The organism is Dehalogenimonas sp. THU2 (genome assembly GCF_039749495.1).
Taxonomy (GTDB): domain Bacteria; phylum Chloroflexota; class Dehalococcoidia; order Dehalococcoidales; family Dehalococcoidaceae; genus Dehalogenimonas.
In genome coordinates, this window is sequence record NZ_JBDLLU010000003.1 from 24,061 (window position 1) to 47,405 (window position 23,345).

The 23,345-nt window shown below is 56.3% G+C and carries 22 protein-coding genes; 11 read left to right on the plus strand and 11 right to left on the minus strand.

The features are described from left to right. Nucleotides 1-94: 94 nt before the first annotated feature. On the minus strand, nucleotides 95-889 hold the full coding sequence (locus ABFB09_RS02030; RefSeq protein ID WP_346999519.1) for a phosphatidate cytidylyltransferase: 795 nt from the start codon (nucleotides 887-889) through the stop codon (nucleotides 95-97). 3 nt (nucleotides 890-892) lie between these two features. Continuing rightward, a complete protein-coding gene (uppS, locus tag ABFB09_RS02035; RefSeq protein WP_346999521.1) occupies nucleotides 893-1,603 on the minus strand; it encodes a polyprenyl diphosphate synthase in 711 nt (236 codons plus the stop codon). A 128-nt stretch (nucleotides 1,604-1,731) separates the two neighbouring features. On the opposite strand from uppS, the gene rplU reads away from it, so the two are divergent. The 8 genes from rplU to ABFB09_RS02075 all read left to right on the plus strand — a co-directional run bounded on the left by rplU (nucleotide 1,732) and on the right by ABFB09_RS02075 (nucleotide 9,088). Then, entirely contained in the window at nucleotides 1,732-2,052 is a 321-nt protein-coding gene (gene rplU / locus ABFB09_RS02040; RefSeq protein WP_346999681.1) for a 50S ribosomal protein L21, read from the plus strand. Between the two features lie 15 nt (nucleotides 2,053-2,067). Continuing rightward, the gene (gene rpmA, locus ABFB09_RS02045; RefSeq protein WP_346999523.1) at nucleotides 2,068-2,322 is read left to right on the plus strand and encodes a 50S ribosomal protein L27; all 255 of its coding nucleotides are present in this window, start codon (nucleotides 2,068-2,070) and stop codon (nucleotides 2,320-2,322) included. 7 nt (nucleotides 2,323-2,329) lie between these two features. Beyond that, a complete protein-coding gene (gene rpmE / locus ABFB09_RS02050) occupies nucleotides 2,330-2,539 on the plus strand; it encodes a 50S ribosomal protein L31 (protein ID WP_346999525.1) in 210 nt (69 codons plus the stop codon). A 101-nt stretch (nucleotides 2,540-2,640) separates the two neighbouring features. Next, nucleotides 2,641-3,597, plus strand: coding sequence for a DUF1385 domain-containing protein (locus ABFB09_RS02055; protein WP_346999526.1), 957 nt, complete (start codon nucleotides 2,641-2,643; stop codon nucleotides 3,595-3,597). A 93-nt stretch (nucleotides 3,598-3,690) separates the two neighbouring features. Then, a complete protein-coding gene (gene pdxS / locus ABFB09_RS02060) occupies nucleotides 3,691-4,584 on the plus strand; it encodes a pyridoxal 5'-phosphate synthase lyase subunit PdxS (protein WP_346999527.1) in 894 nt (297 codons plus the stop codon). Nucleotides 4,585-4,739: 155 nt separating this feature from the next. Further along, complete coding sequence (gene purL / locus ABFB09_RS02065; RefSeq protein WP_346999528.1) at nucleotides 4,740-7,586, plus strand: phosphoribosylformylglycinamidine synthase subunit PurL; 2,847 nt, start codon at nucleotides 4,740-4,742, stop codon at nucleotides 7,584-7,586. Continuing rightward, nucleotides 7,580-8,353: a phosphoribosylformylglycinamidine synthase I gene (gene purQ / locus ABFB09_RS02070; protein ID WP_346999530.1), complete on the plus strand. Its 774-nt coding sequence runs from the start codon at nucleotides 7,580-7,582 to the stop codon at nucleotides 8,351-8,353. The genes purL and purQ overlap by 7 nt, the downstream gene beginning before the upstream one ends. A 183-nt stretch (nucleotides 8,354-8,536) precedes the next feature. Continuing rightward, entirely contained in the window at nucleotides 8,537-9,088 is a 552-nt protein-coding gene (locus tag ABFB09_RS02075) for a molybdopterin-dependent oxidoreductase (protein WP_346999531.1), read from the plus strand. 3 nt (nucleotides 9,089-9,091) lie between these two features. Here the strand turns inward: ABFB09_RS02075 and ABFB09_RS02080 are convergent, their stop codons facing one another. The 5 genes from ABFB09_RS02080 to ABFB09_RS02100 all read right to left on the minus strand — a co-directional run bounded on the left by ABFB09_RS02080 (nucleotide 9,092) and on the right by ABFB09_RS02100 (nucleotide 12,555). Next, the gene (locus ABFB09_RS02080) at nucleotides 9,092-9,421 is read right to left on the minus strand and encodes a hypothetical protein (RefSeq protein ID WP_346999532.1); all 330 of its coding nucleotides are present in this window, start codon (nucleotides 9,419-9,421) and stop codon (nucleotides 9,092-9,094) included. Nucleotides 9,422-9,464: 43 nt separating this feature from the next. Then, nucleotides 9,465-9,710, minus strand: a complete 246-nt coding sequence (locus tag ABFB09_RS02085; RefSeq protein WP_346999533.1) for a hypothetical protein — start codon at nucleotides 9,708-9,710, stop codon at nucleotides 9,465-9,467. Nucleotides 9,711-9,939: 229 nt separating this feature from the next. Further along, entirely contained in the window at nucleotides 9,940-10,620 is a 681-nt protein-coding gene (locus ABFB09_RS02090; RefSeq protein WP_346999534.1) for a zinc ribbon domain-containing protein, read from the minus strand. A gap of 1 nt (nucleotide 10,621) precedes the next feature. Further along, nucleotides 10,622-11,119 (minus strand): zinc ribbon domain-containing protein, encoded by a 498-nt coding sequence (locus ABFB09_RS02095; protein ID WP_346999535.1) that lies wholly within the window; start codon nucleotides 11,117-11,119, stop codon nucleotides 10,622-10,624. Between the two features lie 2 nt (nucleotides 11,120-11,121). Continuing rightward, nucleotides 11,122-12,555, minus strand: coding sequence for a hypothetical protein (locus ABFB09_RS02100; protein ID WP_346999536.1), 1,434 nt, complete (start codon nucleotides 12,553-12,555; stop codon nucleotides 11,122-11,124). Between the two features lie 273 nt (nucleotides 12,556-12,828). On the opposite strand from ABFB09_RS02100, the gene aroF reads away from it, so the two are divergent. Together aroF and ABFB09_RS02110 are read left to right on the plus strand one after the other, a co-directional pair. Next, a complete protein-coding gene (gene aroF, locus ABFB09_RS02105; protein ID WP_346999538.1) occupies nucleotides 12,829-13,845 on the plus strand; it encodes a 3-deoxy-7-phosphoheptulonate synthase in 1,017 nt (338 codons plus the stop codon). Between the two features lie 142 nt (nucleotides 13,846-13,987). Beyond that, entirely contained in the window at nucleotides 13,988-15,379 is a 1,392-nt protein-coding gene (locus ABFB09_RS02110) for a 4Fe-4S binding protein (protein WP_346999540.1), read from the plus strand. A 67-nt stretch (nucleotides 15,380-15,446) separates the two neighbouring features. On the opposite strand, the gene ABFB09_RS02115 is transcribed toward ABFB09_RS02110, so the two are convergent. From ABFB09_RS02115 to ABFB09_RS02130, 4 genes are all read right to left on the minus strand, one after another. Beyond that, nucleotides 15,447-16,589 (minus strand): GuaB3 family IMP dehydrogenase-related protein, encoded by a 1,143-nt coding sequence (locus ABFB09_RS02115; RefSeq protein WP_346999541.1) that lies wholly within the window; start codon nucleotides 16,587-16,589, stop codon nucleotides 15,447-15,449. Between the two features lie 66 nt (nucleotides 16,590-16,655). Further along, nucleotides 16,656-19,274: a PAS domain S-box protein gene (locus tag ABFB09_RS02120; protein WP_346999543.1), complete on the minus strand. Its 2,619-nt coding sequence runs from the start codon at nucleotides 19,272-19,274 to the stop codon at nucleotides 16,656-16,658. Between the two features lie 156 nt (nucleotides 19,275-19,430). Next, nucleotides 19,431-21,023 carry an FMN-binding glutamate synthase family protein gene (locus ABFB09_RS02125; RefSeq protein ID WP_346999544.1) on the minus strand — a complete coding sequence of 531 codons (1,593 nt, stop codon included), beginning with the start codon at nucleotides 21,021-21,023 and terminating at the stop codon, nucleotides 19,431-19,433. Nucleotides 21,024-21,677: 654 nt separating this feature from the next. Further along, nucleotides 21,678-22,049 (minus strand): methionine-R-sulfoxide reductase, encoded by a 372-nt coding sequence (locus tag ABFB09_RS02130; RefSeq protein ID WP_346999546.1) that lies wholly within the window; start codon nucleotides 22,047-22,049, stop codon nucleotides 21,678-21,680. Between the two features lie 79 nt (nucleotides 22,050-22,128). Between ABFB09_RS02130 and ABFB09_RS02135 the strand changes: the two genes are divergently transcribed. Further along, the gene (locus ABFB09_RS02135) at nucleotides 22,129-23,328 is read left to right on the plus strand and encodes a MalY/PatB family protein (protein WP_346999547.1); all 1,200 of its coding nucleotides are present in this window, start codon (nucleotides 22,129-22,131) and stop codon (nucleotides 23,326-23,328) included. Nucleotides 23,329-23,345: the final 17 nt, after the last annotated feature.

The following is a 23,345-nucleotide window of genomic DNA, read 5'->3' on the forward strand; positions in this document are numbered from 1 at the left end:
CCTTATTTCAGTCAATTGACGACATTATAACACCTGGGAAAATACCCCGGAGTTTATGGTGGAGAAGCGAATTCTGAAGATTGACGGTTAACCACTACTGCGCGAACAAGACGACATAATAGTAGACCAGTATCGCCGCGAAGACGACACTGTCCATGCGGTCCATGAAGCCGCCATGACCAGGGATGGAATTACCGGAATCCTTCACCGCCATATTGCGCTTGAAAAGGGATTCGATAAGGTCTCCCGCCTGTCCGATGGCGCTGGCCGCCAACCCGAGCAGACCTAGGGCGATATAGCTCGACGGCAAATCGAGCACCGGTTTGAGGATCATTGCTATGGCGATGGCGGCGATAGCTCCGGCGACGGCGCCTTCCCAGCTCTTGCCGGGGCTGATCGACGGCGCCATTTTATGCTTGCCGGTGGCCCGGCCGATGAGGTAGGCAAATGTGTCTGAGGCAACGGTAACGGCAAGTGCGAACAGTACCCACTCCCGGCCGCCATCCAGCCCGCGCAGGGCGACGATGAAGGAAAGCAGCCAGCCGATGTAGATGACTCCAGCCAGCGTCCAGCCCCAGCGGATGAAGGCCTGGGTACGGTCACCGGGCTTCAGAAGGTATAACAGAGAGATTACGGCGAAACCAGTCAGCAGCGGCGGCAGGCTGTCCTCGACGTGGGGACTGGCGATGAAAAGCACGGTGGCCACCGTACCTATGACGATGAAAGGCTGGGCTTTTACCTGGGCGACCACGTGGTTGAACTCCCGCAGAGCCATGACGCCCCACCACGTCACCCCGATCGTCAACCACGGCAGCGGTTCGTCGAACCACACCGCCAGAAAGGCGATGACGAACAGGACGATGCCAGAGATGAAACGCTGTTTGAGCATCGGCTAAAGCCCCCCGAAGCGCCGCTGCCGCCGGGCATAATCGGCCAGGGCTTTTTCGATCTCGGCGCGGCCGAAGTCCGGCCATAGAGTATCGGTAAAATAAAGTTCCGCATAAGCGGACTGCCAAAGAAGAAAATTGGATAATCGTTTCTCACCGCCGGTGCGGACCAAAAGGTCCACATCAGGCAGACCTGTGGTGTTGAGGAACCCCTCGAATATCGTTTCGTCGATCTTGCCGGGTCTGATGCCGCTCTCGACAGCTTTCCGGGTAGCTTCAATTATTTCGGTCCGGCCGCCGTAGTCGAAGGCGAAACTGGCGACGGCGCCTTTGTTGCCCTTGGTCTGCTCGACGATCCGCCCGATACCCAACCGCAGCGAAATCGGCAGCCGGTCCAGGCGTCCCAGATGGCGGATGACGATATCCTGCCTGTGCAGTTCTTTGGCTGTATCATCGAGGGCCTCGGCGAGGAGTCTCAAAAGGCCGGCGATCTCATCTTCAGGCCGTTTCCAGTTTTCGGTGGAGAAACTGAAGAGGGTGACATAGGGGACGCCCAGTTCCACCAGGGCGCGCACCGCCTTACTCACGTTCTTCAGTCCGGCGCGGTGACCTTCCATGCGCGGCAGACCCTGACCGACAGCCCAACGCCCATTGCCGTCCATGATGATAGCGACGTGTTGGGGCAGGGCGGCGGAGGCGCCTTGTGTCTCACTCATTAAGAAGCTATTTTAGGCTTATATGGCGGCGGGGGCAAGGGGGAAAGGAAAATTGAAGTCCCCCCCCGCTTGCACCGCCCCCTTTAGATTGGTATAATGGCAAGTTGTTTTTATCTGGAGGTGCGCCCATTTACGCTATAGTTGAATCTGGTGGCAAGCAGTACAAAGTAACCGAGGGACAGGTAGTCGACGTTGACAAGCTGGATATAGAAGCCGGCAGCACTGTGGAACTGGAGCATGTGCTCTTTTTCTCCGATGGTGAGACTTTGACCGCCGGCAAGCCCCTGGTGGAAGGTGCCAAAGTAGTGGCCAAGGCAGAGGGCAACGGCATGGGTGAGAAAGTACGCGGTCTGCGCTACAAATCCAAGACCCGCGCTCACACCCGCACCGGCGGCCGCCCCCTGTTCACCCGGCTCAAGATCGAAAGTATAGTCGCCCCGGCGAAGTAATAGAGGAGATTTCAAATGGCTCATAAGAAAGGCGGCGGTTCAAGCCGCAACGGACGCGATTCAAAGCCCAAGATGTTGGGCGTCAAACGTTATGCCGGGCAGAAAGTAAGTGCAGGCACCATCCTGGTGCGCCAGCGCGGTACCCCCATCAAAGCCGGCGTCAATGTCGGTATCGGCCGGGACCACACTCTGTTCGCCCTCACCGATGGCGTCGTGGAGTTTACCCCGACCAGCAACAACAGGAGGATGGCCAGCGTCGTCACTGGCTAACTTAATTATGAAAGAAAAATTACACCCTAAATTTTTCCCGGAAGCCAAGGTGACTTGCTCCTGCGGCAACGCCTTCCTGCTGGGTTCCACCAAGCCGGAGATCAAAGTAGAACTTTGTAACAAATGTCACCCCTTCTACACCGGCGAACGCCGCATGGTGGACACCGCCGGCCGCGTCGATCGCTTCAAGCAACGCTACGGTCTCAAGGACAAGTAAAAAGAACACCCGAATGGCTAAAAAAAAGGGGCGGCTAATCACCGCCCTTTTTTATTTCGGTATTTGGAATTTGGTATTATTTAGTGCTTAGGATTTAAAATTTGGCTCAAAAATTTTTTTACGGCGGCCAGGCGATCATCGAAGGGGTCATGATCCGCGGCCAAAAATCACTGGTCACTGCCGTACGCCGTCCCAAGGGTGAGATCTGCGTCGAGTCCAAGCCGGTACCCAAGATATATACTGGCAAGTTGCGGCAACTGCCTTTTCTCCGCGGTGTCATCGTGTTGCTGGAGGCGATGCTGCTGGGCGTACAAGCGCTGATGCACTCGGCGGACGTGGCTCTGGAAGAGGAAGAAGAGGAAGTTTCTCCCTGGATGATGTGGGGGATGGTCGGTTTTTCCCTGGTCGTTTCGGTTGCCATCTTCTTTATGACGCCGCTCTTTGTGACCCGCATCTTCGACCAGTGGCTTGAATCAGCTATTCTGTTTAACATCGTCGAAGGCATGATCCGCCTGCTGCTGTTTGTCGCTTATCTAAAGCTGATCGGGCGCATGCCTGATATCAAGCGAGTTTTTGCCTACCACGGCGCGGAGCACCAGACGATAAATGCCTATGAGCATGGGGTTAAGCTGGAACCCCTGGCGGTGCGTGAGTTTTCCACCGCCCACACCCGCTGCGGTACCAGTTTCCTCTTGGCGGTGATGGTTATCGCTATCGCTGTATTCAGTTTGCTTGGCAAGCCGGCTCTGTGGCTGATGGTAGCCTCTCGTATCCTTCTGTTGCCGCTCATCGCCGGAATCAGCTATGAATTCACCCGCTACGCAGCTGGACACGGTGATAAAGTCCTGGTCAGGGCGATGGCCCGCCCTGGTCTGTGGCTCCAGAGTATGACCACCCGGCAGCCGGAACTGGCCCAGCTTGAAGTTGGCATCGCCGCTCTCAAGAAAGCCCTGGTGATCGACCATCCGGAGTTGGAGGCTGAACTTTATCCGGTTGATGTCGCGGTCGAGATGGAAACTGGACTTAACGTCGAACCGGAGCTGGAACCGCTGACCTGATTTGAACTCGATGATCGCGGGTCATGTTGCCATCGCTCGCGCTAAATTGTAGAATTACAGTTCACCGAATTTCTAAGAAGGGTCTTTGTGTTTATGGAGAAAGAATCCACCATCGGTACGTTTAAAGTTAAAAGCGGTCTGGCGCAGATGCTTAAGGGCGGCGTCATTATGGACGTCACCACGCCGGAGCAGGCTAAGATCGCCGAGGATGCCGGCGCCTGCGCCGTTATGGCGCTGGAACGTGTCCCGTCCGATATCCGCGCCGCCGGCGGTGTCGCCCGCATGGCTGACCCTACCATCATAAAAGCTATCATGGAAGCGGTCACCATCCCCGTAATGGCCAAGTGCCGCATCGGGCATTTCGTCGAAGCCCGGGTGCTTGAGTCCATGGGCGTGGATTTCATCGACGAGTCAGAGGTTCTGACCCCCGCCGATGAGTCTTTCCACGTCTGGAAGCAGGATTTCAAGGTACCCTTCGTTTGCGGTTGCCGCGACCTGGGTGAAGCCCTCCGGCGCATTGGCGAAGGCGCCGCCATGATCCGCACCAAGGGCGAACCGGGCACCGGCAACGTCGTCGAAGCTGTCCGCCATATGAGAGCCGTTCAGGCTGGCATCCGCCGCGTGGTGGCCGCCCCGATCGAAGAACTCATGGCTATTGCCAAGGAACTCAACGCCCCCTTTGAGTTGGTGCTTGAATTACATAATACCGGCAAACTGCCGGTGGTCAACTTCGCCGCCGGCGGCATCGCCACGCCCGCCGACGCCGCCTTGTTGATGCAGCTCGGCGCCGAGGGTGTTTTCGTTGGCTCCGGCATTTTCAAATCCGCTGACCCGTCGCTCCGGGCGAGGGCTATCGTTAAGGCCACCACCCATTACCAGGACCCGGCCATCGTCGCCGAAGTTTCCGAGAACCTGGGTGAGGCGATGCCCGGTCTGGAGATCGGGCAAATCCCCGCTGAACAGCGCATGGCGCCGCGCGGCTGGTAGACCCGGATAGCCAACACGTGCCCAATCTGGGGGCCGGAAACGGTTTGTAGGAGAGCACGCCTCGCCCGCCGGGTGTATCACGAATGGCTGATGATCACTCACTCTGCCGGAAAACCGTTGGCTCCCTTGCCTGATTTTAGCTATAATGAGGCATATTGATTTACCGCATCGACGTTTCACCCGCGCCCGGCACTCCTGACCGCCGCGGCGCTTCGCTTCTAAAGGATATCGCCGACCTCAACCTCGGTGGCGTCACCTCAGCTCATGTCGGCGACGTTTACTGGCTCAAAGGCGATCTAGATCCAGCCACCGTCACCATGCTCGCGCGAGAACTGCTGACCGACCCGGTGACCGAGACCTTTGCCATCGACGCGCCCGTCGAAATGACAGCGTCTGTCCGTGCAGTGCTCGTTGCCCACAACGCCGGAGTCACCGATCCCGTAGAGGAGACGATCCTCAAGGCTTCCGCCGATTTGGGTGTCACACTCGAAGGCGCCCGCACCGGGAAGCTCTATCTTTTGGGCGGAAACTTCGATAATGGTACCCTTTCGCTCATAACCAACCGCCTGCTTTTGAACCCTATCGTTCAGCACGCCGTGACCCCGCAATCGGTGATCTTCGGTGAGAATCCGGTCTACCGCTTCGAGCTCCGTGAGGTCGAACTGCCCGGGGGCGACGCAGGGTTGTGCGACGTGGGCAGGCTCTTTTGCCTGTCACCCGCCGAAATACGCACCGCCGCCGCCTATTACAAAAAACTAGGGCGCAAACCCACGGATGTGGAATTGGAGACGCTTGCACAGTCATGGAGCGAACACTGCGTCCATAAGACTTTTAAAGCGAAGTACAACTTTGACGGGCGGGTCGTCGATAACCTGTTGAAATCGACCATTGCCCAAGCGACGAAGCAACTCGATAAACCCTGGTGCCTGAGTGTCTTCGTGGATAATTCCGGAGTCATCGATTTCGACGGTGAGAACGCCGTCTGTTTCAAAGTTGAGACCCACAATCATCCATCGGCCGTCGAGCCTTACGGCGGCGCCGCCACCGGCCTGGGCGGCGTCATCCGTGACGTGCTGGGCACCGGCCTGTCGGCTCGGCCAATCTTCAACACCGATGTCTTCTGCTTCGGTGAACCGGATATGCCTTACGATAGCATGCCTCCCGGCACCCTTCACCCCCGCCGTGTTTTCAAGGGCGTCCGCGCCGGCGTGGCGGACTACGGCAACCGCATGGGCATCCCCACCGTCAACGGCGCTGTCCTCTTCGACGAACGCTACACCGGCAATCCGCTGGTATATTGCGGCACCGCCGGCATAATGCCGGTCTGGGCGGCAAAACCGGGTCAGCAAAAACCCGGCGATCTGGTCGTCCTCATGGGCGGGCGTACCGGCCGCGACGGCATCCATGGCGTCACTTTTTCTTCAGAGGCGCTGTCAGACAAGAGCACCGAGCAGTCCTTCTCATCGGTGCAGATCGGCAATCCCATCGTGGAGAAGCGCATGACCGAGGCCATTTTGAAGGCTCGTGATGAGAAGCTCATCGCCCGCATCACCGATGTCGGCGGCGGCGGCTTGTCCTCCGCGGTCGGTGAGATGGGTGCGGATACCGGCGCCAAGGTATGGCTCGACCGGGTGCCGCTGAAATACTCCGGACTGACTTATGCCGAGATATGGATCTCCGAATCCCAGGAGCGCATGATCCTGGCCGTGTCGCCGCGGAATATCGACCGGTTGATGGAGATCTGCCGTGGAGAGGGTGTCGAGTCCACTGTCATCGGTGAATTTACTGACGACAAGAAGTTAAAGCTTTTCTATAACGATACACAGGTTTGCGACCTGGATATGGATTTCGTGCATGGCGGTCTGCCGCAGCTTGAACTCAAAGCGACTTCGCGAGCGTCGAACCATCCCGAGCCTTCATTCCCCTGTCCGCCACGCCTCGATGGCGACCTGCTGACGTTATTAGGACGCTGGAATACCTGCTCCAAAGAGTGGGTTATCCGCCAGTACGACCATGAGGTGCAGGGCGCCAGTGTGCTGAAGCCGCTGGTTGGGCAACAATCTGACGGTCCCGGTGACGCCGCTATCGTCCGGCCGGTGCCGGGTTCCAAGCGCGGTGTTATCGTCTCCTGCGGCATCAATCCGGCTTATTCCGATGTGGATGCCTATAACATGGCCGCTTCGGCTATCGATGAGGCGGTGAGGAACGTCATCGCCGTCGGCGGTTCGCTGGACCGGCTGGCACTTCTCGATAATTTCTGCTGGGGTTCGGCCAGTGATGAAGCCGCCCTGGGTGCGCTGGTCCGCGCCGCCCAGGCCTGCGCCGACCTGTCTCTCGTCTTTGAGACGCCTTTCATTTCTGGCAAGGACTCCCTCAACAACCAATTCCGTGTCGGCGACAAGACGGTTTCGATACCCCATACACTGCTCATTTCTGCCATCGCCGTTATGGCCGATGTTTCCAAGGCTGTGACCATGGATCTCAAGGCGCCGGGTAACCTCATCTATATGGTCGGCCAAACTAAAGAAGAACTCGGGGGTTCGGCTTATTATGCCTCGAAAGGCTTTATCGGTAATCGCTCCCCCGGCGTCGATCCCCCGGCTGCCAAAGCGCTCTATGAAAAGCTCTCGACGGCGACCGATAAACGGCTGATTCAGGCCTGCCACGACCTGTCCGAGGGAGGGCTTGGTGTTGCCCTGGCTGAGATGGCTTTCGCCGGCGGCTTTGGTGCAGAGATTGAACTTTCCAAGATGCCGTGTGACGATACCATCGAACGCGATGACTTTAGGCTTTTCTCCGAATCCAATTCTCGCTTCCTGGTCGAGGTCGCCCCGCAAAACCACCAGGAGTTTGAACAGGTTATGGGTATGTCCCCCGTCGTACTCATCGGCAGCGTCGCCCGGGATGAAAGACTGGTCATCAAGGGTATCGGCGGCAACGTAATTATCGATTCGTCGATCAATGATCTGAAAGACGCCTGGCAGAGGCCGTTGAAATGGTAAAAGAGGTCAAGGTCTTAGTTTTGCGTGCCCCCGGCACCAACTGCGACAGGGAAATGGCCGAGGCGTTCGAACTGGCTGGCGGTACACCACGTATCGCTCATATAAATGAACTTATTTCCGGCGCGGTCAAGCTCAAGGATTACCACATCATGGGCCTACCGGGCGGATTTTCCTACGGCGATGACCTGGGCGCCGGTAAAGTCCAAGCCAATGAGATGCGGCGGCGTATCTTCGACAGTTTGCATGCGTTTATCGAGCGCGGGGGACTGATCGTCGGCGTCTGCAATGGTTTTCAGGCGCTTATCAAAACCGGCATCCTGCCTGGTCCCCCCAGCCCCGCCCTACCCCATGTTACCCTGACCAACAATGATTCCGGCAGGTTCGAGTGCCGCTGGGTGAAACTGGCGGCGGAACCATTGAACCGGTGCGTGTGGACGGAGGGCATCGAACATCTTGACGTTCCGGTGGCCCACGGCGAAGGGAAGCTCATCGCCGCGCCGGAAATGCTCCCCCGCCTGCGTCCGGTCTTCTATTATGCGGACGCCCTGGGTAATCCCACCGCCGAATATCCGGCTAACCCCAACGGCGCGGTGAACAATATCGCCGGTCTCACCGACAACACCGGCCACGTTTTCGCCCTCATGCCCCACCCTGAACGCTTCATCCGCGCCTCCCAGCACCCTAAATGGACACGCCAGTCAGTTGATGAGCCGGGTGAAGGACTCAGGATTTTTCAAAATGGCGTAAGGGCCGCACAGAAGACCTAAAGAGCTCCTGACCTGCGTGCGCTGGATGCAAATCTTGTTGTCCCCCAATGTCTTCCTTAAATTTGGAGATACATTATCAAATTCTTTCATGCGAGGGTGATCAGGTACATTGTTCTTATTTTTTCCAAACTACTTGTAACCAGCATCACTGACATTTGTCCGTCGAGCACTCATAATGACATTATGAAGAATTTGGTGTTATCAACTCTCAAGACAATTATGGCTGCCTTCGTTATGTTGGCATTGGTGCTGATTTCTGGTTGCGCCGTCACTGAATCATTAGCCTCTCCGCCGGACGCTGCCGAGTCTTATGTTCCTGGGAAGAACATATCCGACATTATAAATTACAGAATCTCTGTCAGCGGTCTGGTCGAACAGCCTTTGAATTTGAGCTACGGAGATCTTGTGCATTTAGACACAACATCGGTATTTGCCTATCTGTTCTGTCCAGGTGTGTATTATGAATATAACAAATGGACAGGTGTCTCGATAACCAGCTTGCTGGATTTTGCTGGTGCGAAGGAAAATGCGGGGCATGTTATTTTCACCGCCATTGATGGCTATGAGATGATTTTCACTGTTGAACAACTTGAAGAAAATAGCGCTATCCTAGCCTACTTGAAAGACGGGGCTGAACTAACGGATGAGGACGGATACCCTGTTAGGTTGGTCGTACCGGATCTGGATGGGTATTACTGGGTGAGATGGCTGATTGGAGTGGACATAAGCAGTTGAAACCTAATTGAACTCTTTCTCGGACATAACAATCAAAACCAATGCCGGCACACCTAACGGAATGAATGACGCCGCAGCCGTCACCCCGCCGATCAAAGCCCATCGGTAATTCCTGCGCTTTAGAATAAAAACCCCGCCAATTATCGAAACTGCGGCAATGATCAAAGCCGGGATGGGCAAGCTGAAAATGATACTGGGTACGAAGGGCGGTATGTCTCCTTTGCCGAAGCCGCTGTGTTCAGGACCGAAGCCGATCCAGTAGTTAAGAATTCCCAGTCCGCCGATCAATCCGGCAAGAATCGATAAAATACCCCCGATCCCTGGTCTGTTCATTGTTTTCATCGAAAAGACCGCATGTGTTGTGACTGAATTATTATCATTCGAAACTGAAATCCGAGAATGAGGGGAAACCGTCGTTCGAGATGATAAAGGAAATCACAAATACTGTGATTAGGAGCCCCAGCGCGAACATCCTCCAGGCCAGTTCGCTATCCTTTCCCTTAATCGCCGTCCAAGCGAAGATACCGCCCACCACGCCAAACAATACAGGCAACAGCCACCATGCGCCTGATGGTTTCCCTGCTTTGGAACCCGTTGTATCACCGGTTCTTGAGTTCGTCATCGATACCCCGGCCGGATTGACTGACGCGCCGCAGGCTTCGCAAAATTTCGAACCCGCGGGATTCGTTGTCCCGCAACGCTGGCAATAGAATTGAGGCTGTGGTTGAGCGGTGATTGACGGTGCTACCCGGGTAATTGCTAATGTAGCCCCGCAGTCCCCGCAGAACCGGGCCCCGGTCTCATTCATCGCGTGGCAATTGGGACATTCCATTTGTTATCCTCCGAATCGATTATGGCAAAGCCCGGCCGCAGCCATTACAAAACTTCTGTCCGGGTGCTGTCATCCGGCCGCATTGCGGGCAGGATGATGACCGGTTGTAAGCGGGGGTGGCGGTCCGGAGGGGTGAAAGCGCGATGCCGCAGCTCCGGCAGAATTTCCGGTTCGATGAATTCCGCGCGGCACAATTCGGACAGGGTACCGAAGATGTGACCGGGGCTGTGAATGTTCCGGTAGAGACCAGCAGTCGGCGTGCCAGCAGGGTGCCGTTCATGCCGATAGCCATTCCGGTGGCCAGATAAACCGATGAAAGACCGTAGGCGGCAATGGTATCCTGTCCCAGCATCGCCAGAGCCTGAGTGGCGCTGAACGACAATCCCCAGATTATCAGATAGACGACAGATCGTTTAGCAGTGATTTTATCACCGTTTACGTCGATCCTGGTGGTGAACCCCTGAAACGCGCCACCGAGCAACCCGGCGCCCAGCAGTCCCCAGGAAAGCAGTGTCGGCTCGCCCAAGTTGAGCAAGAATCGATATAGCACCAGGAATGCGGCGCTGAACAGCATCTGTGTTAATAGGCCGGATGCCACCAGCGGGCGTGGTTTGCCGACAGTTCGCACTATGGCAAATACCGAAAGCAGCACCAGCGGGATTGAAGCGTAACCTGCGATGACCAGGACTGTATTGAGCACTCTATTGCCTCACCTTCCCACAATTGTTGCAGAACCGGGCGCCGGATTTGAGTTCATGACCGCAGTTACGGCAATAGACACCTTTGGTAACGGGGGTGTGGGACGCGGAAGATTTCTGCGCGGGAGTGCCGCAATTCAGACAGAATCGTGACAATGCAGGCAGTTGAGCGCCGCATTTATCGCACGCCCCTGTCTGTTCCATTTTCCGTAGATAATCGTGCCAGGCACTTTGAATGGTGAAAACTATTTGGCCGGATGGTTCGTCGCGGACCCACTTGTCTCCTGCTCGCCGGTACCACTTCCCAGACCCGGCGCCGATCGTCCAAATCGCCTTGTTTTCGTCGAAAAAGCGGAGTGTTTTCAAAGCGTTGCTGTATTGCCGAAAGGAAAATTGCCCCTTGCGGTAAGCGGCACAAAGGTAATAAAACAAGGCAAAAGCCTGGGATGGGTGGTACATCGGGAGCTTGGGAACCGGTGATTGCGGGATGATTTGACCCACGGTTATTTTCCTTTCATCCGGTGATAAATACTCATGAATTCTTGTACCTCCCCGGGATTGTCCGGGTTTGGTATCTTACCGTGGTTTTCATAATATTCCCGCCATGCTTGATGAGCGGCATCGTCTTTCTGATAAACACAGCTCGCTTCGATAGCCCCACCGGCATCAGGTTCGACATAATCTCTTAAGATGTTAGCGCCGCCGGAAATATCTCTGACGTCGCCTTTGGCGTTGGTGAGTGAAGTCAAATTCATAAGACGCCTGATGATCCTGATTCCTTCGACGGCCCCTTCCTCATATTTTTCTCTGTTTACCTGTTTAACAAATTCAGAAGGATCGTTATCGGTAAGAGCTGGGCCCAATTTACCGCCGCTTCCAAGCGGTGGATTTTCCTTTATCACATCTCCAGCATGTTCCCACTCGGCATGCTGTCTTTCACGCTCCTCCGGTGACTGTCTTTGCCCCCACCCGTATTCTCTTTTTGTTCTATCCCACCACTCTGTCCAGTTTTCATCTTCTGACGCTGGATGACCGAAGATAGGAGGACGTTCAGCCGGTGCCTGCGGATTCATGCGTCGCCCTTCAAGAAAGGCATTCCAAAGCATTTCCAAACCTGTTTCATCGCTGCTGGCAATCATAATGCGATCGGCTGGATCTTCCGGCGATGGAATTTCGGCTATCTCAATCGGTGGCCGGAGTTCGGGCGGCAGTAGATCCTGGCGATAACCGGCGATGTCTATATCTCCTATACTGTCACCGGCATCGGCGATGAGCGGTTCGCCGTCTTCCGCCAGGGGGGAATCCCCGTCTCTCTCAACCCGGTTCAGCAGCAGTGCCCCGCCCCCCGCCACCACGGCTGCCACCAGCCCGGCGACGGCGGTAGTGCCCAGTGCGCCGAAACCGGAGACCAGGTCTGTGGCGGTTTCATTGTTGGAGATATCGATGCCGTCGGTGTGGTGCCACACCGCCTGTTGAGCGTCGTTGCCGAAACTACCTGACCGGTTGATGTTCTGCAGTGTCTGCAGCAGACTGCCGGTGGCAAATCCGCCGGGCGTGAATATATCTGACCGGCGGGGTCCTGAATCGTGTTTTTCACCGCAGAAGGCGATGATGAGACTCTGGCTGGCGCCTGGCGGTACGGTTATGATCTCCGCCCCGGCGGTAAACATCGTCTGGGTCCCGACATTCTGCGGAACCATGGCCAGCCCGATGGGGACCTTTATCGTAAGGGTTTCGCCGGTGGTGTTATTGAAGGTAGCCTGGAGAGACTGTCCGTAATATCCCCCGCCGGAACCGTTGACCGTAACATTGAGTCCGGAAACCGCGCCGTTCATGACATCCTGAATTTCGTGATCGGCGGCGGAGAGGGGGGAGGGAAGGCTGCCGATGAAGACCAAGGCAAGTGTAACCAGTACTACGGGAGCCAGGCGTTTCATCTTATCGCTCCGGTTGTCGGTCCAGCATTACTTTATGCTTGGTTGGTGCTGTTGTCAATGGTTTTTGCTTTACCCGCGCATGATAACTGCTCGGAGCCGATCACCTGGGGAACTTCTGGAGGTGACGTGACTGGAGATCACGGTCATTATGCCGAAGAGAATCGGGATCAAGTCACCCCTGTTCCGGTCTTCATTCCCGGTCTCAACTCTAGATGTGCTAAAGTATAAGTGGCAACGAAATTTTTAATCCGTCGATAGGAGATACCCTGCCCCGTGATCGTAGAGATGAGAAACGGCGCACCCAAAGACGAGATTGACGCCGTAACCGATAAAGCCCGTTCCCTAGGATTGAACGTGCAGCTCAACCTAGGCACCGACAAGGTCGTCGTTGCCCTTTTGGGCAGCAATACTGGACTCATACCCACAGATCAGTTCGCCGTACTGCCGGGGGTGGAGTCCGTCACCCGAATCATGAAGCCGTACAAACTGGCCTCGCGGGAGTTCAAAAGGGCGGATACCATCGTTTCGGTGGGAGGCATCGATATCGGTACCAATCGCATTGTAATCATGGCCGGTCCGTGCGCCGTGGAAAGTGAAGAGCAGCTCACCGAGGCGGCGCGCGTGGTCAAAACTTCCGGCGCCAGCATTCTGCGCGGGGGCGCCTTCAAGCCCCGCACCTCCCCGTTTAGCTTTCAGGGTCTCAAAAAATCAGGACTGGAACTGCTGGATAAAACCCGCAAGAGCTTCGGCCTGCCGGTCATCACCGAGGTCGTCGATGCTCATGACGTCGATATGATGTCGGATTACGTCGATATCTTGCAGGTCGGTTCGCGTAATATGCAGAATTATTCGCTGCTGACTCACCTGGGCAAGACTCGGCGTCCGGTGCTCCTCAAGCGGGGCTTCGCCTGCACTATCACCGAATGGCTGACTGCCGCCGACTACCTCCTTTCGGAAGGGAACGAGCAGGTCATCCTGTGTGAGCGCGGCATCCGCACTTTCGAGGATTCCACCCGCTTTTCCCTCGACATCTCGTCCATCCCGGTGATCAAGAAGGCCAGCCACCTGCCGCTGGTGGTCGATCCCAGCCACGCCGCGGGTCACTACTCGCTGGTCCCGGCCCTGGCCAAAGCGGCGATCGCCGCCGGCGCCGACGGTCTGCTCATCGAGATGCACCCGGATCCGCGCAAGGCGTTGGTGGATGGCATCCAGTCCCTTTCGCCTTCCGATTTCATCCGCTTGATGGAAGAGCTCAAGCCGGTGGCTGCGGCGGTGGGGCGGACGCTTTAACCAACCGTCATCGTAGCCACAGCGTCTTGTAAACCGGTTGTTTTCTAATCCCTTTTACCGAGTTAGTGCTTTAACTCCGTAATCCACAAAAATTCCATTATTTATTCATACTATTACGATTATTCCTCAATATAATGGCTGGATGAGTAACAAATCCTGGTTTCGGCGGTTTACAGTCTCTTTCGTCCTTGCTCTTGCTACACTCCTGTTAGTCGCAGCGCCCCTTTTTGCCTGCGAGATAACCATCAAGCCCGAAAAATCCTCCGGTCAGGTGGGGGATATTATCAAGCTGGATATCACCGTCGTCCTTACCCACCGCAACTGTCCAGTCCCCATGTCGGACACAAAGTTCATCACAAGTTCTAATCTGGCTATTGTGGGCCAAACTGCCTGGGTATCCGCCGGACGTGATACTTATAAAACGGTGCTCACCGTTCAGTTGTTGGCGGCGGGAACTGCTAAGTTGGAGATTGTACGGGATTGCATCAAAGAAGGCGGATATGAGGTTGTTACGTTGACGGCAGGCGGTACCGCCGTGATCGACACTCCTGTCACAACCAACATACCGCGGGAGGTTTCACCGGGTGTCGTCGTTGTACCATCGACCTCTTCCATCGGTGGCGATACAGTGGAACCCGCATCGGAGATGACATGGCTGGAAGCGTTCAAGCGAGCGTTCAGTCAGCCGTTCATCTGGGCTTACCTGGGGCTGACTTTCTTTGCGTACTTCGCCTTATTGTTCCGGCGCCGTCGCTGGCGCTATATTTCACTGGCTTTTTCTATGGTATACCTGGGATTTTTTCTTGGGTTGTGCCCCTGTGTTATCGGCGCCATGCAGAATGTACTCCTTCATTTGGGTGACCCGAAGCAATATCTGGCGCACTTTATCATTTTGGCGGTTCCGATCCTCTCGACGGTGTTTTTGGGGAGGCTTTATTGCGGCTGGGTGTGTCCGATGGGGGCGGTGCAACAATTCCTTTACCGCCGCGACCTCAGTGTTAAACTACCTGCCTGGGTTGGCGATAAACTCAGGTGGCTTCGCTTTGGTATTCTGATAGCGATTATTTCCGCTGCCTTATATACCGGAACCGAAGTTTTTGCGGAGATCGACCCGTTCAAATCCCTATTCAATGCCCAGATTTCGCCGGTACCTACCACTTTCCTGGTAATTCTGGTGGTGGCTTCGATTTTTATATTCACTCCCTGGTGCCGGTTTCTGTGCCCTATGGGAGCGGTGCTTTCAGTTGTGGGGCGTATTGCCCGCCGGGAACTTAGCTTTAAGCCAGAGTGCAAGAACTGCGGGGCTTGCGCCAAGACTTTCTGTGAATACAAAGCTATCACTCCCGGCAGCGTGTTACCTAAGATAGAGCAGCATGAGTGCGCCCGTTGCGGCGAATGCATCTCTCGCTGTCCGAAGAATGCCATGGAATATGAGATTCCGGATAGAAAGAGTAACGGTTCGGTTTCCCTGCCGCAATCCCCGGTGTTGCGACATCCGATTCCGGAACGTGTTGTACCGGATCCTGGCGATTGACATTACCATCCATGACAAAACGAAAAGAGGGGCGAAAGCCCCTCTTTTAAATCTCAGATAGATCTTTCTATACGCACTTGGAAAGCTGGTAGCTCTTGCCCTCGGTGGTGATGGCCGGGGCGATGACCATTTCCGCCTGCTGCATCTCGCGGATGTTGGCCGCGCCGCAGACTCCCATGACCGTCCGGAGGGCTCCGACGAAGTTCTGGGAGCCATCGACGACGGAGGTGGGGCCGAAGAGAATTTGCTCCAGAGGCGCGGTGGTGCCTACCTTGATGCGGGTGCCGCGTGGCAGGGAAGGGTGGGGATGGCTCATGCCCCAGTGGTAACCGTGGCCTGGCGCTTCTTTAGCCTGGGCGATGATGGAACCGAACATAGCGGCATCGGCGCCGGCGGCGATGGCTTTACAGAAATCGCCACCTTTCTTGAAGCCGCCATCGGTGATGATGGTGACATAACGGCCGGTCTCGGCCAGGTAAGCCTCACGCGCCGCGGCGCAGTCCATGGTGGCGGTGATCTGCGGCACACCCAGACCCAACACTTCGCGGGAGGTGCAAGCGGCGCCCGGGCCGACGCCTACGAACACACCGGCAACGCCCTCGCGCATCAGTTCCAGCGTGGCGGAGTAGCTGACGCAGTTACCGACGACGACCGGGATCTTGAGGCTGGAGCAAAGTTCGGAGAAGATAAGCCCGCGGTAGCTCTTGGAGATATGGCGGGCGGTGGTGACGGTGGAGGCAACTACCAGGATATCGGCGCCGGCTTCGGCGACCACCGGGGCGATGCGTTTGGCGTTGGCCGGCATGACCGCCACGGCGGCGATACCGCCGGCGGCCTTGATGGCCCTGACCCGCTCGGCGATGATATCGTCCTTGATGGGTTCGGTATAGATCTTCTGAAGCAGCGCCGTGACCTCGGACTGGGGTGTCTCGGCGATCTGCGCAAGGACAGCCTCCGAGTCATGGTAACGGGACTGGATGCCCTCACCGTGCAGCACGGCCAACCCGCCGAGCTGGCTCATCCGGATGGCCATGTTGACGTCGGTGACGGCGTCCATGGCGGCGGCGATGATCGGTATCTTGAAGCTGACGTCGCCGATCTTGAAGCCGACATCAGTCTGCTCGGGGTTGATGGTCACGTCCCCGGGCACGATGGCAACTTCGTCAAAACCGTAAGAACGGCGGAGTTCTTTGAACTGGGGATGGGTCATTGAGGCCTCCTTGTTTAAGGAGTAACTATATCAAAAATGACTTTCCGGGGTCAAGATTTCCTATCATTATTCCGTTATTCCCGCAGTGTTGTCGCGAGGTGGCGGATTTAGTGGCAGTTCGATGATGAAGGTAGCACCGTTGCCGGGTTCGCTCTCCGCCCATATCCGCCCGTCGTGCTGTTGTACTACGCCGTGGCTGATGGATAGTCCCAGTCCGGTGCCCTGACCGACATCTTTGGTGGTGAAGAAGGGGTCGAATAGGCGCTCCAGTATCTCCGGCGGAATGCCCGGTCCGTCATCGGTAAAGGTAATGCGGACCACCCCCGGCTTCGGCCAGTAAGTTGTAGTGATGATCAGCCGACCCCGTTTATGGGCTTTGAGCATGAAGAATTCGGCGTTAATGACGATGTTCAGAAACACCTGCTGCAACTGGAAATAGTCGGCGCCGATCTCCGGCAGTTCCGGGTCCAGTTCTGCGATCATTTCTATATTATTAAGTTTCGCCTCATACGCCCGCAGAGCCAATACCCGTCCGATAACCTCATTGACATTCAACTGTTCACGTACCTGCGGGTGGCGGCGGGCAAAGATGAGCAGATTCTTGACCACATCAGCCGCTCTCTGGGCTTCCGAATGGATGAGACCCACATCCTCCCGGATGTTATCAGGTATGTCTTCTGAAAGCACCAGTTCGGAGAATCCCAGGACGCCGGTCAGTGGGTTGTTGATCTCATGAGCGATGCCGGCAGCCAACTCGCCGACGGAGGCCAGGCGGTTGGTTACCATGAGCTGTTCCTGAAGATGTTTGCGTTCGGTAATATCCTGGGAGACATGCACACTGGCGATCACCTCTCCCCCGGAGCCGAACATAGGGTAGGTGGATACCACGGTATAAGTGCCGTGTTCGGTATCGTGAATCTCCACCTCCGCCGGTACACCCTCTTTGAGTGTCTTGTGGTGGGGGCAGTTGTGAACCGGTTCGGAAGTCCCGTGGCTGACTTCGAAACAGGTCTTGCCGATAAGCTTATCGGGCGTAGTCTTCATGGCTTTGGCGAAGGCCTTATTGACTCGAATTATCTTGTAGTCCCGGTCCTGGATGGATATCGGCGTAGCCATGGCGTCGAAGGTTGCCCGCCATTCCTCTGCGGCGTTCCGCAGTTGGGCTTCCAGGCGTTTGCGACCGGTGACGTCACGGAAGCTCCAAACCCGTCCGACGATCTCACCTCCGAGGCGCTGCGGCCGGGAGTAACGCTCAAACATCCGACCATCCTTGAATTCGATCACGTCGGAGCTGGACATATCGGGCTGGGCGTACAATTCCTTGACCCGTTTCATGAAATTGTTTGGGTCGGCAGTTTGGCCGATCACATATTCGAGCAGTTTGCCGTCGTCGCCGGTGTCCAGTATTTCCCTGGGGATGCGCCACATTTTAGCAAATCTGCTGCTGTATCGCGCTACCCGGCCGTCCACGTCAACTACCAGGATGCCGTCGGCGGTAGCCTCAAGCGTGGCGGTCAACAGCGACAGAGACCGGTTGATTTCCGCCTCCGCTTTTTTCCGTTCGGTAATGTCCCGGGCTACCGTCATGAACATAGGGCGGTTATCCATCAGGACCTGCCGGGCGCTCAATTCGACTGGGATTCTTTGCCGGTCTTTGGTTAGGTGTACCTGTTCAAATACTGCTTCGCCGCTGGTGCCTAACTGGTGCATGATGGCCGGCTGATCGATCCTTGCCGCGGGATCGTCGATGTCACCGATCCTCATCTTCAGCAGTTCTTCCCGACTGTAAGCTAGTGAACGGCAGGCTTTTTCGTTGACCTCGACGAACCGCCCGTCCGCATCATGGAAGAACACGGCGTCATTTGAACTGTTGAACAGCAGTCGGTACTTCTCTTCGGACTGACGCACCGTTTCCTCCACCTGCTTGCGGGCGGTGATGTCGCGGGAGACCCCCAGGATATGAGACGGGTGGCCATCGTCATAGGCTAGCCCGGCACTGACCTCGGTCCACACAGTGGTGCCGTCCTTGCGAGGTTGTTCCACCTCGTAATAAACGCTGGCGTCCTGTTTCTCCCCGGTGGTTATTTCCTTTATCGCAAGGGCAAAACCCGCCTCGATTGCGGCAATGGACCCAGAGCAGACCGCTTCCTCTAGAGATTGTCGCAGTACCTCCTCTGGGGTATAACCGCGGAGTTCGTATACCGACGGGCTAACATAGGTGAATTTGCCCTCCAGCGACATCGTCCAGATGACGTCCCTGGAGTTTTCGGCCAGCAGCCGGTAACGGTGTTCGCTTTCCTTTCGAGCCGCTTCGGCCTGTTTGCTCCGGGTTTTGTCCTTGATTATGCCGAAAATGATGCGTTTTTCCGGATGGTATTCGGCGACGGAATGGATATCGATGATCGCTTTATCAGTCGGGCGGCTTATCTTGAACTCTATATCGTAAGGTTTGTTGCCCGCTATCAGGTCCGCCATAGCCTGGTCGAGTAGGGGGCGGTATTCCGGGAGGGGGATGCGCTGGATATCGCGGGCAGGCCAGGATTCCCCGGTCAGACCGTAGATGCGGCGAGCGTTCTCCGAGGCTTTGAATACGCCTTCATCGAGATGCAGTTCCCAGGAGCCGATGCCCGCTACCCGTTCGGCTTGTTGGAAGAGTCGTTGGGTTTCAGTCAGCGATTTCGTCATATGCTTTCGAGCCTGACGCGACCTTATTCATAAGTAAAAGTTATAAGCATAATGAGCTGAAACGTCTGTTTTGTCAACCGGTCAGGGAGAATCCGCAATATAAAATGCATGGCCACGCTCTCGCGGCCATGCATTTATCTGACCGTATTCAGCGGTTTAGCTGTCCAGAACGTCGATGGCTTCCTGTCGGTAAGCTTCCATTACGTAAGGAATCCCCGATACTTTAGCGCATTCCTCAGTCAGGGACATCAGTTCGTGTCGGGAGATGGCGGGTAGACTGAAACAGCGGGCGCCGGCCATCAACTGTTGCAGACCTACCCGCAGTTTCTCGGTATAGCTGTAGAGGCCAACGGCGCCTAGCGGGAGATTTTCGATCTCTTCCGAGCCGACCAGTTGCTTCACTTCCTCGTAATGCACGAAGATCTCTTCCACGGTCGAGCCGAACTGGCCTACGGTGCGCGGCAGCTTGCCCTCCGCCAGCCAATCCTTGATATTCTTGCCGACCATGCCGGGGATCATCAGCGCCCGGCCCATGCATACCGCCTTGGTGAAGGGCGCGCCCAATGCCAGCGCCTTAAAGACGCCGTCCTCGCTGGAGAAGCCGCCGGCAAACGCCAGGTCAGGCACTCTCTCGCCCTTGTCCTGCAGCCGCTGAGCGAACTCATATGCGGCGGAATGGAGATAAAGGCTGGGCACACCCCACTCCTCCATCATCCGCCAGGGGCTCATGCCGGTGCCGCCGGGTGCGCCATCGATGGTGATAAGGTCGATCCTGGCCTTGGAACCCCATTTCAGGGCCATGGCCAGTTCCCGAAGGGAATAGGCGCCGGTTTTCAGGGTGATGCGGCTAAAGCCGATCTTGCGCAGCCGGTCCACTTCGTTCATGAAAGATTCTTCGCTGATGAAGCCCAGGCGGCTGTGGCGCTCGAATTCCTTGAGGGAACCGTCGTTGAAGGAGGCCACGTTAACCTCGTCAGTCGGGTCGGGGGTGACGATATAACCGCGGCGCTTGAGTTCCAGGGCGCGCTCCAGGCTGTTGACCTTGATCTCGCCGCCGATGCACTTGGCGCCCTGGCCCCATTTGAGTTCGATGGTCTCCAGGCCGTGCTTCTCATGCACGTATTCGGCTACGCCCAGCCGGGTATCTTCCACGTTCATCTGCACCAGTATCTCGCCCAGGCCGCGGTGGTAGCGGCGGTAGGTCTCGATGCGGCGGTCCATGTCCGGGGACTTGGAAACCTTGCCGTCGGCGTTAAGTTCCAGCCGCGGATCGATGCCGCAGACGTTCTCGCCGCAGACCAGGGTGATACCCGCGATGGCGGCGCCGGTGGCGAAGTGGTCCCAGTTCTTGCGGGCGATCTCGGTGGAGCCCAGCGCACCGGTGAACACCGGCAGGCGCATCTTGACCTTTTTATCCCAGCCGTATTCGGCGGTGGTATCGACGGAAGGGAAGGTAGCCGTGTCGGGGTTGGCTTCGACGCCGTTCGGCATGCCACGGCCGCCGAAGGCGTAGCCCTGGATATTGAAATGGGAATAGTCGATGGGGTAATCCTTGTCGCCGCCGGCGGTCATGTGGCCGAAGGGACCGGGATAGATCAGCTCGCGGCCGCGGAAGGTGGACTTGAAGACCTCGCAGTTACCGGTACAGTCATCGGTGCAGCGGGAGCAGATACCGCTCATGGGCACGACGCTCTTGGAACGGTTGGAGGTGAGGGTGGCTTCGTTGGCATTGGGTCGCTGTAGATTCATGACCTTCTCCTTCAGATAACCTTCTTCAGTTTATACGGTACTTATATGCCGTATAACTCCGCCGGAATTATTACTAATATGTTACACGATTGTCAAACGTAAAACCCTGTGTCGAAACCAGGTCAGAATCGGAGAATGGGAGAGATATGACCGTTGATAATGATAGTATAACGGCAAGGTTAACCGCTTCTAACGGCGAAAAATGTCGTTAGTCCTGTCGCCACCGATGCCGTAGGGACCGATCGCAGGTCGGACCTGGGGTGGGGTGACTCCGGGAAAATTCAGTTGTTAAAGAGCGCCCCGCGGGTGAACCGGAATATTGTTGAGTGTTTAGCAGTGGTTGCGGTGACATCACCGCCGCCAAAAACAAAAATTCATAAAACAATTCCGATGCTTAGCTATGGGCTAAACGTGGGATTCGATATTTGAGTCGAATTCCGGTTCCGGAGAAAGTCGTGCCGGCGGGTTTGCCGATTCGTTTCGTGGAAACAAATGGTACATGTGTTCTTTAATAGCACAGGTTAATGATATGGGCTGAGGGCCGGATTTGTCAATAGGATTTTGGCGGGTTTTTAAAATATGTTTTAGTTGTCAGTTAACAGTTTTCAGTTATCAGTTTATTGGGTGGGGTCACGTTTCCAAAATCCGGGTGAATTACTTTCCGGCGGCTTCCGGTACGAACTTGATCGACAAAGAATTGACGCAATGGCGGGTATTCTTAGGCGTGAATCTCTCACCGGTAAAAACATGCCCCAGGTGACCCCCACAGATGGCGCAGACTATCTCGGTGCGCCTTCCATCGGCGTCCGGCACGTGTTTGACCCTGCCCTGTATCTCCTCATCGAAACTGGGCCAGCCGCAACCGGAGTGAAATTTACTGTCTGACTTATAAAGCGGAGTGTTGCAGCGGCGGCAGATGTAAGTTCCCGGTCCGGTGGTGCTTTCGTATTCGCCGGTGAACGGCGGCTCCGTACCTTTACGCACGATTACCGCTTCCTCTTCCGGAGTGAGTTTGTTGTATTCCATGTCCTTACGCCTCCCATGCTTTATAATTACATTATAGACCTCAATACAAGGACATCGATAAACTTATGGAGACGACACCGTGAAGTACGATTTCGACCGCCTAATCGACCGCACTGGCACCAACAGCGCCAAGTGGGACATGCGGCGTGAAGTGTTCGGCACCGAGGATGTGCTGCCCATGTGGGTGGCGGACATGGATTTCCCGGTGGCCGAACCGATCACCGAAGCTCTTCGCCGCCGCATTGAGCATCCGATATACGGCTACACCCATCCCTCCCCCTCCCTCGTCAGGGCCATAATCGAGCGTATCGAACGTAAATACAACTGGCGCGTCAAAGCCGAGTGGCTGGTGTTCACCCCCGGCGTCATCCCCGCCCTGGCCGCCGCCCTGCGCGCCTTCACCCATCCCGGCGACGCCGTGGTCATCAACGACCCGGTCTATCACCCTTTCTGGTCGTTGGTGCCGAACGCAGGCTGCCGCATCGCCGCCAGCCCGTTGAAGATGATCGATAGCAAATACGAGATGGATTTCGACGACCTGAAGCGCCGATTCGCCCCGCCCGGCCCCGGTTTCCTGGCCGCCCCCCAACCCAAGGCGATGATACTGTGCAACCCGCACAACCCTGTCGGCCGCGTGCGGACACAGGAGGAACTCGTCGAGGTCGGCCGCATCGCCATCGATGCCGGTGCTGTGGTGATCTCGGATGAGGTTCACTGCGAACTGCTTTTCGACGGGGTGAAGCATACTCCCTTTGCCGCGATTTCCGAGGAATTCGCCCAGAACTCGGTGGTGTGCATGTCGGCCAGTAAGACCTTCAACCTGGCTGGCCTGGCAGCCTCGGTCATCATCATTCCCAACCCCCGTCTCCGCGCCACCTTCCAGTCCGCCCGCAGCGGCATCATGCCCCAGCCGGACGTCATGGCCCTGGCCGCCCTGGAAGCCGCCTTCCGCGACGGCGACGAGTGGCTGGGACAGTTACTGGCCTATCTTCAGGGCAACCTCGATTTCCTCGTCGATTTCTTCGAACGCCGCATCCCGCAGATCAAAGTGATACGCCCGCAGGGAACCTATCTGGTATGGCTGGATTGTCGCGGATTGGGGCTGGACAGAAAACAGCTATGCGACTTTTTCATCCGGCAGGCAAAGATAGGTTTGGATGAGGGCAGCCGGTTTGGGGCGGGGGGTGAGGGGTTTATGCGGATGAATATTGCTTGTCCGAGGAGTACGTTGGAGGAGGCGTTGAGGAGAGTGGAGAGGGTTATCAGCCATTTGTCTTAGAATGTTGGGTAGTGATA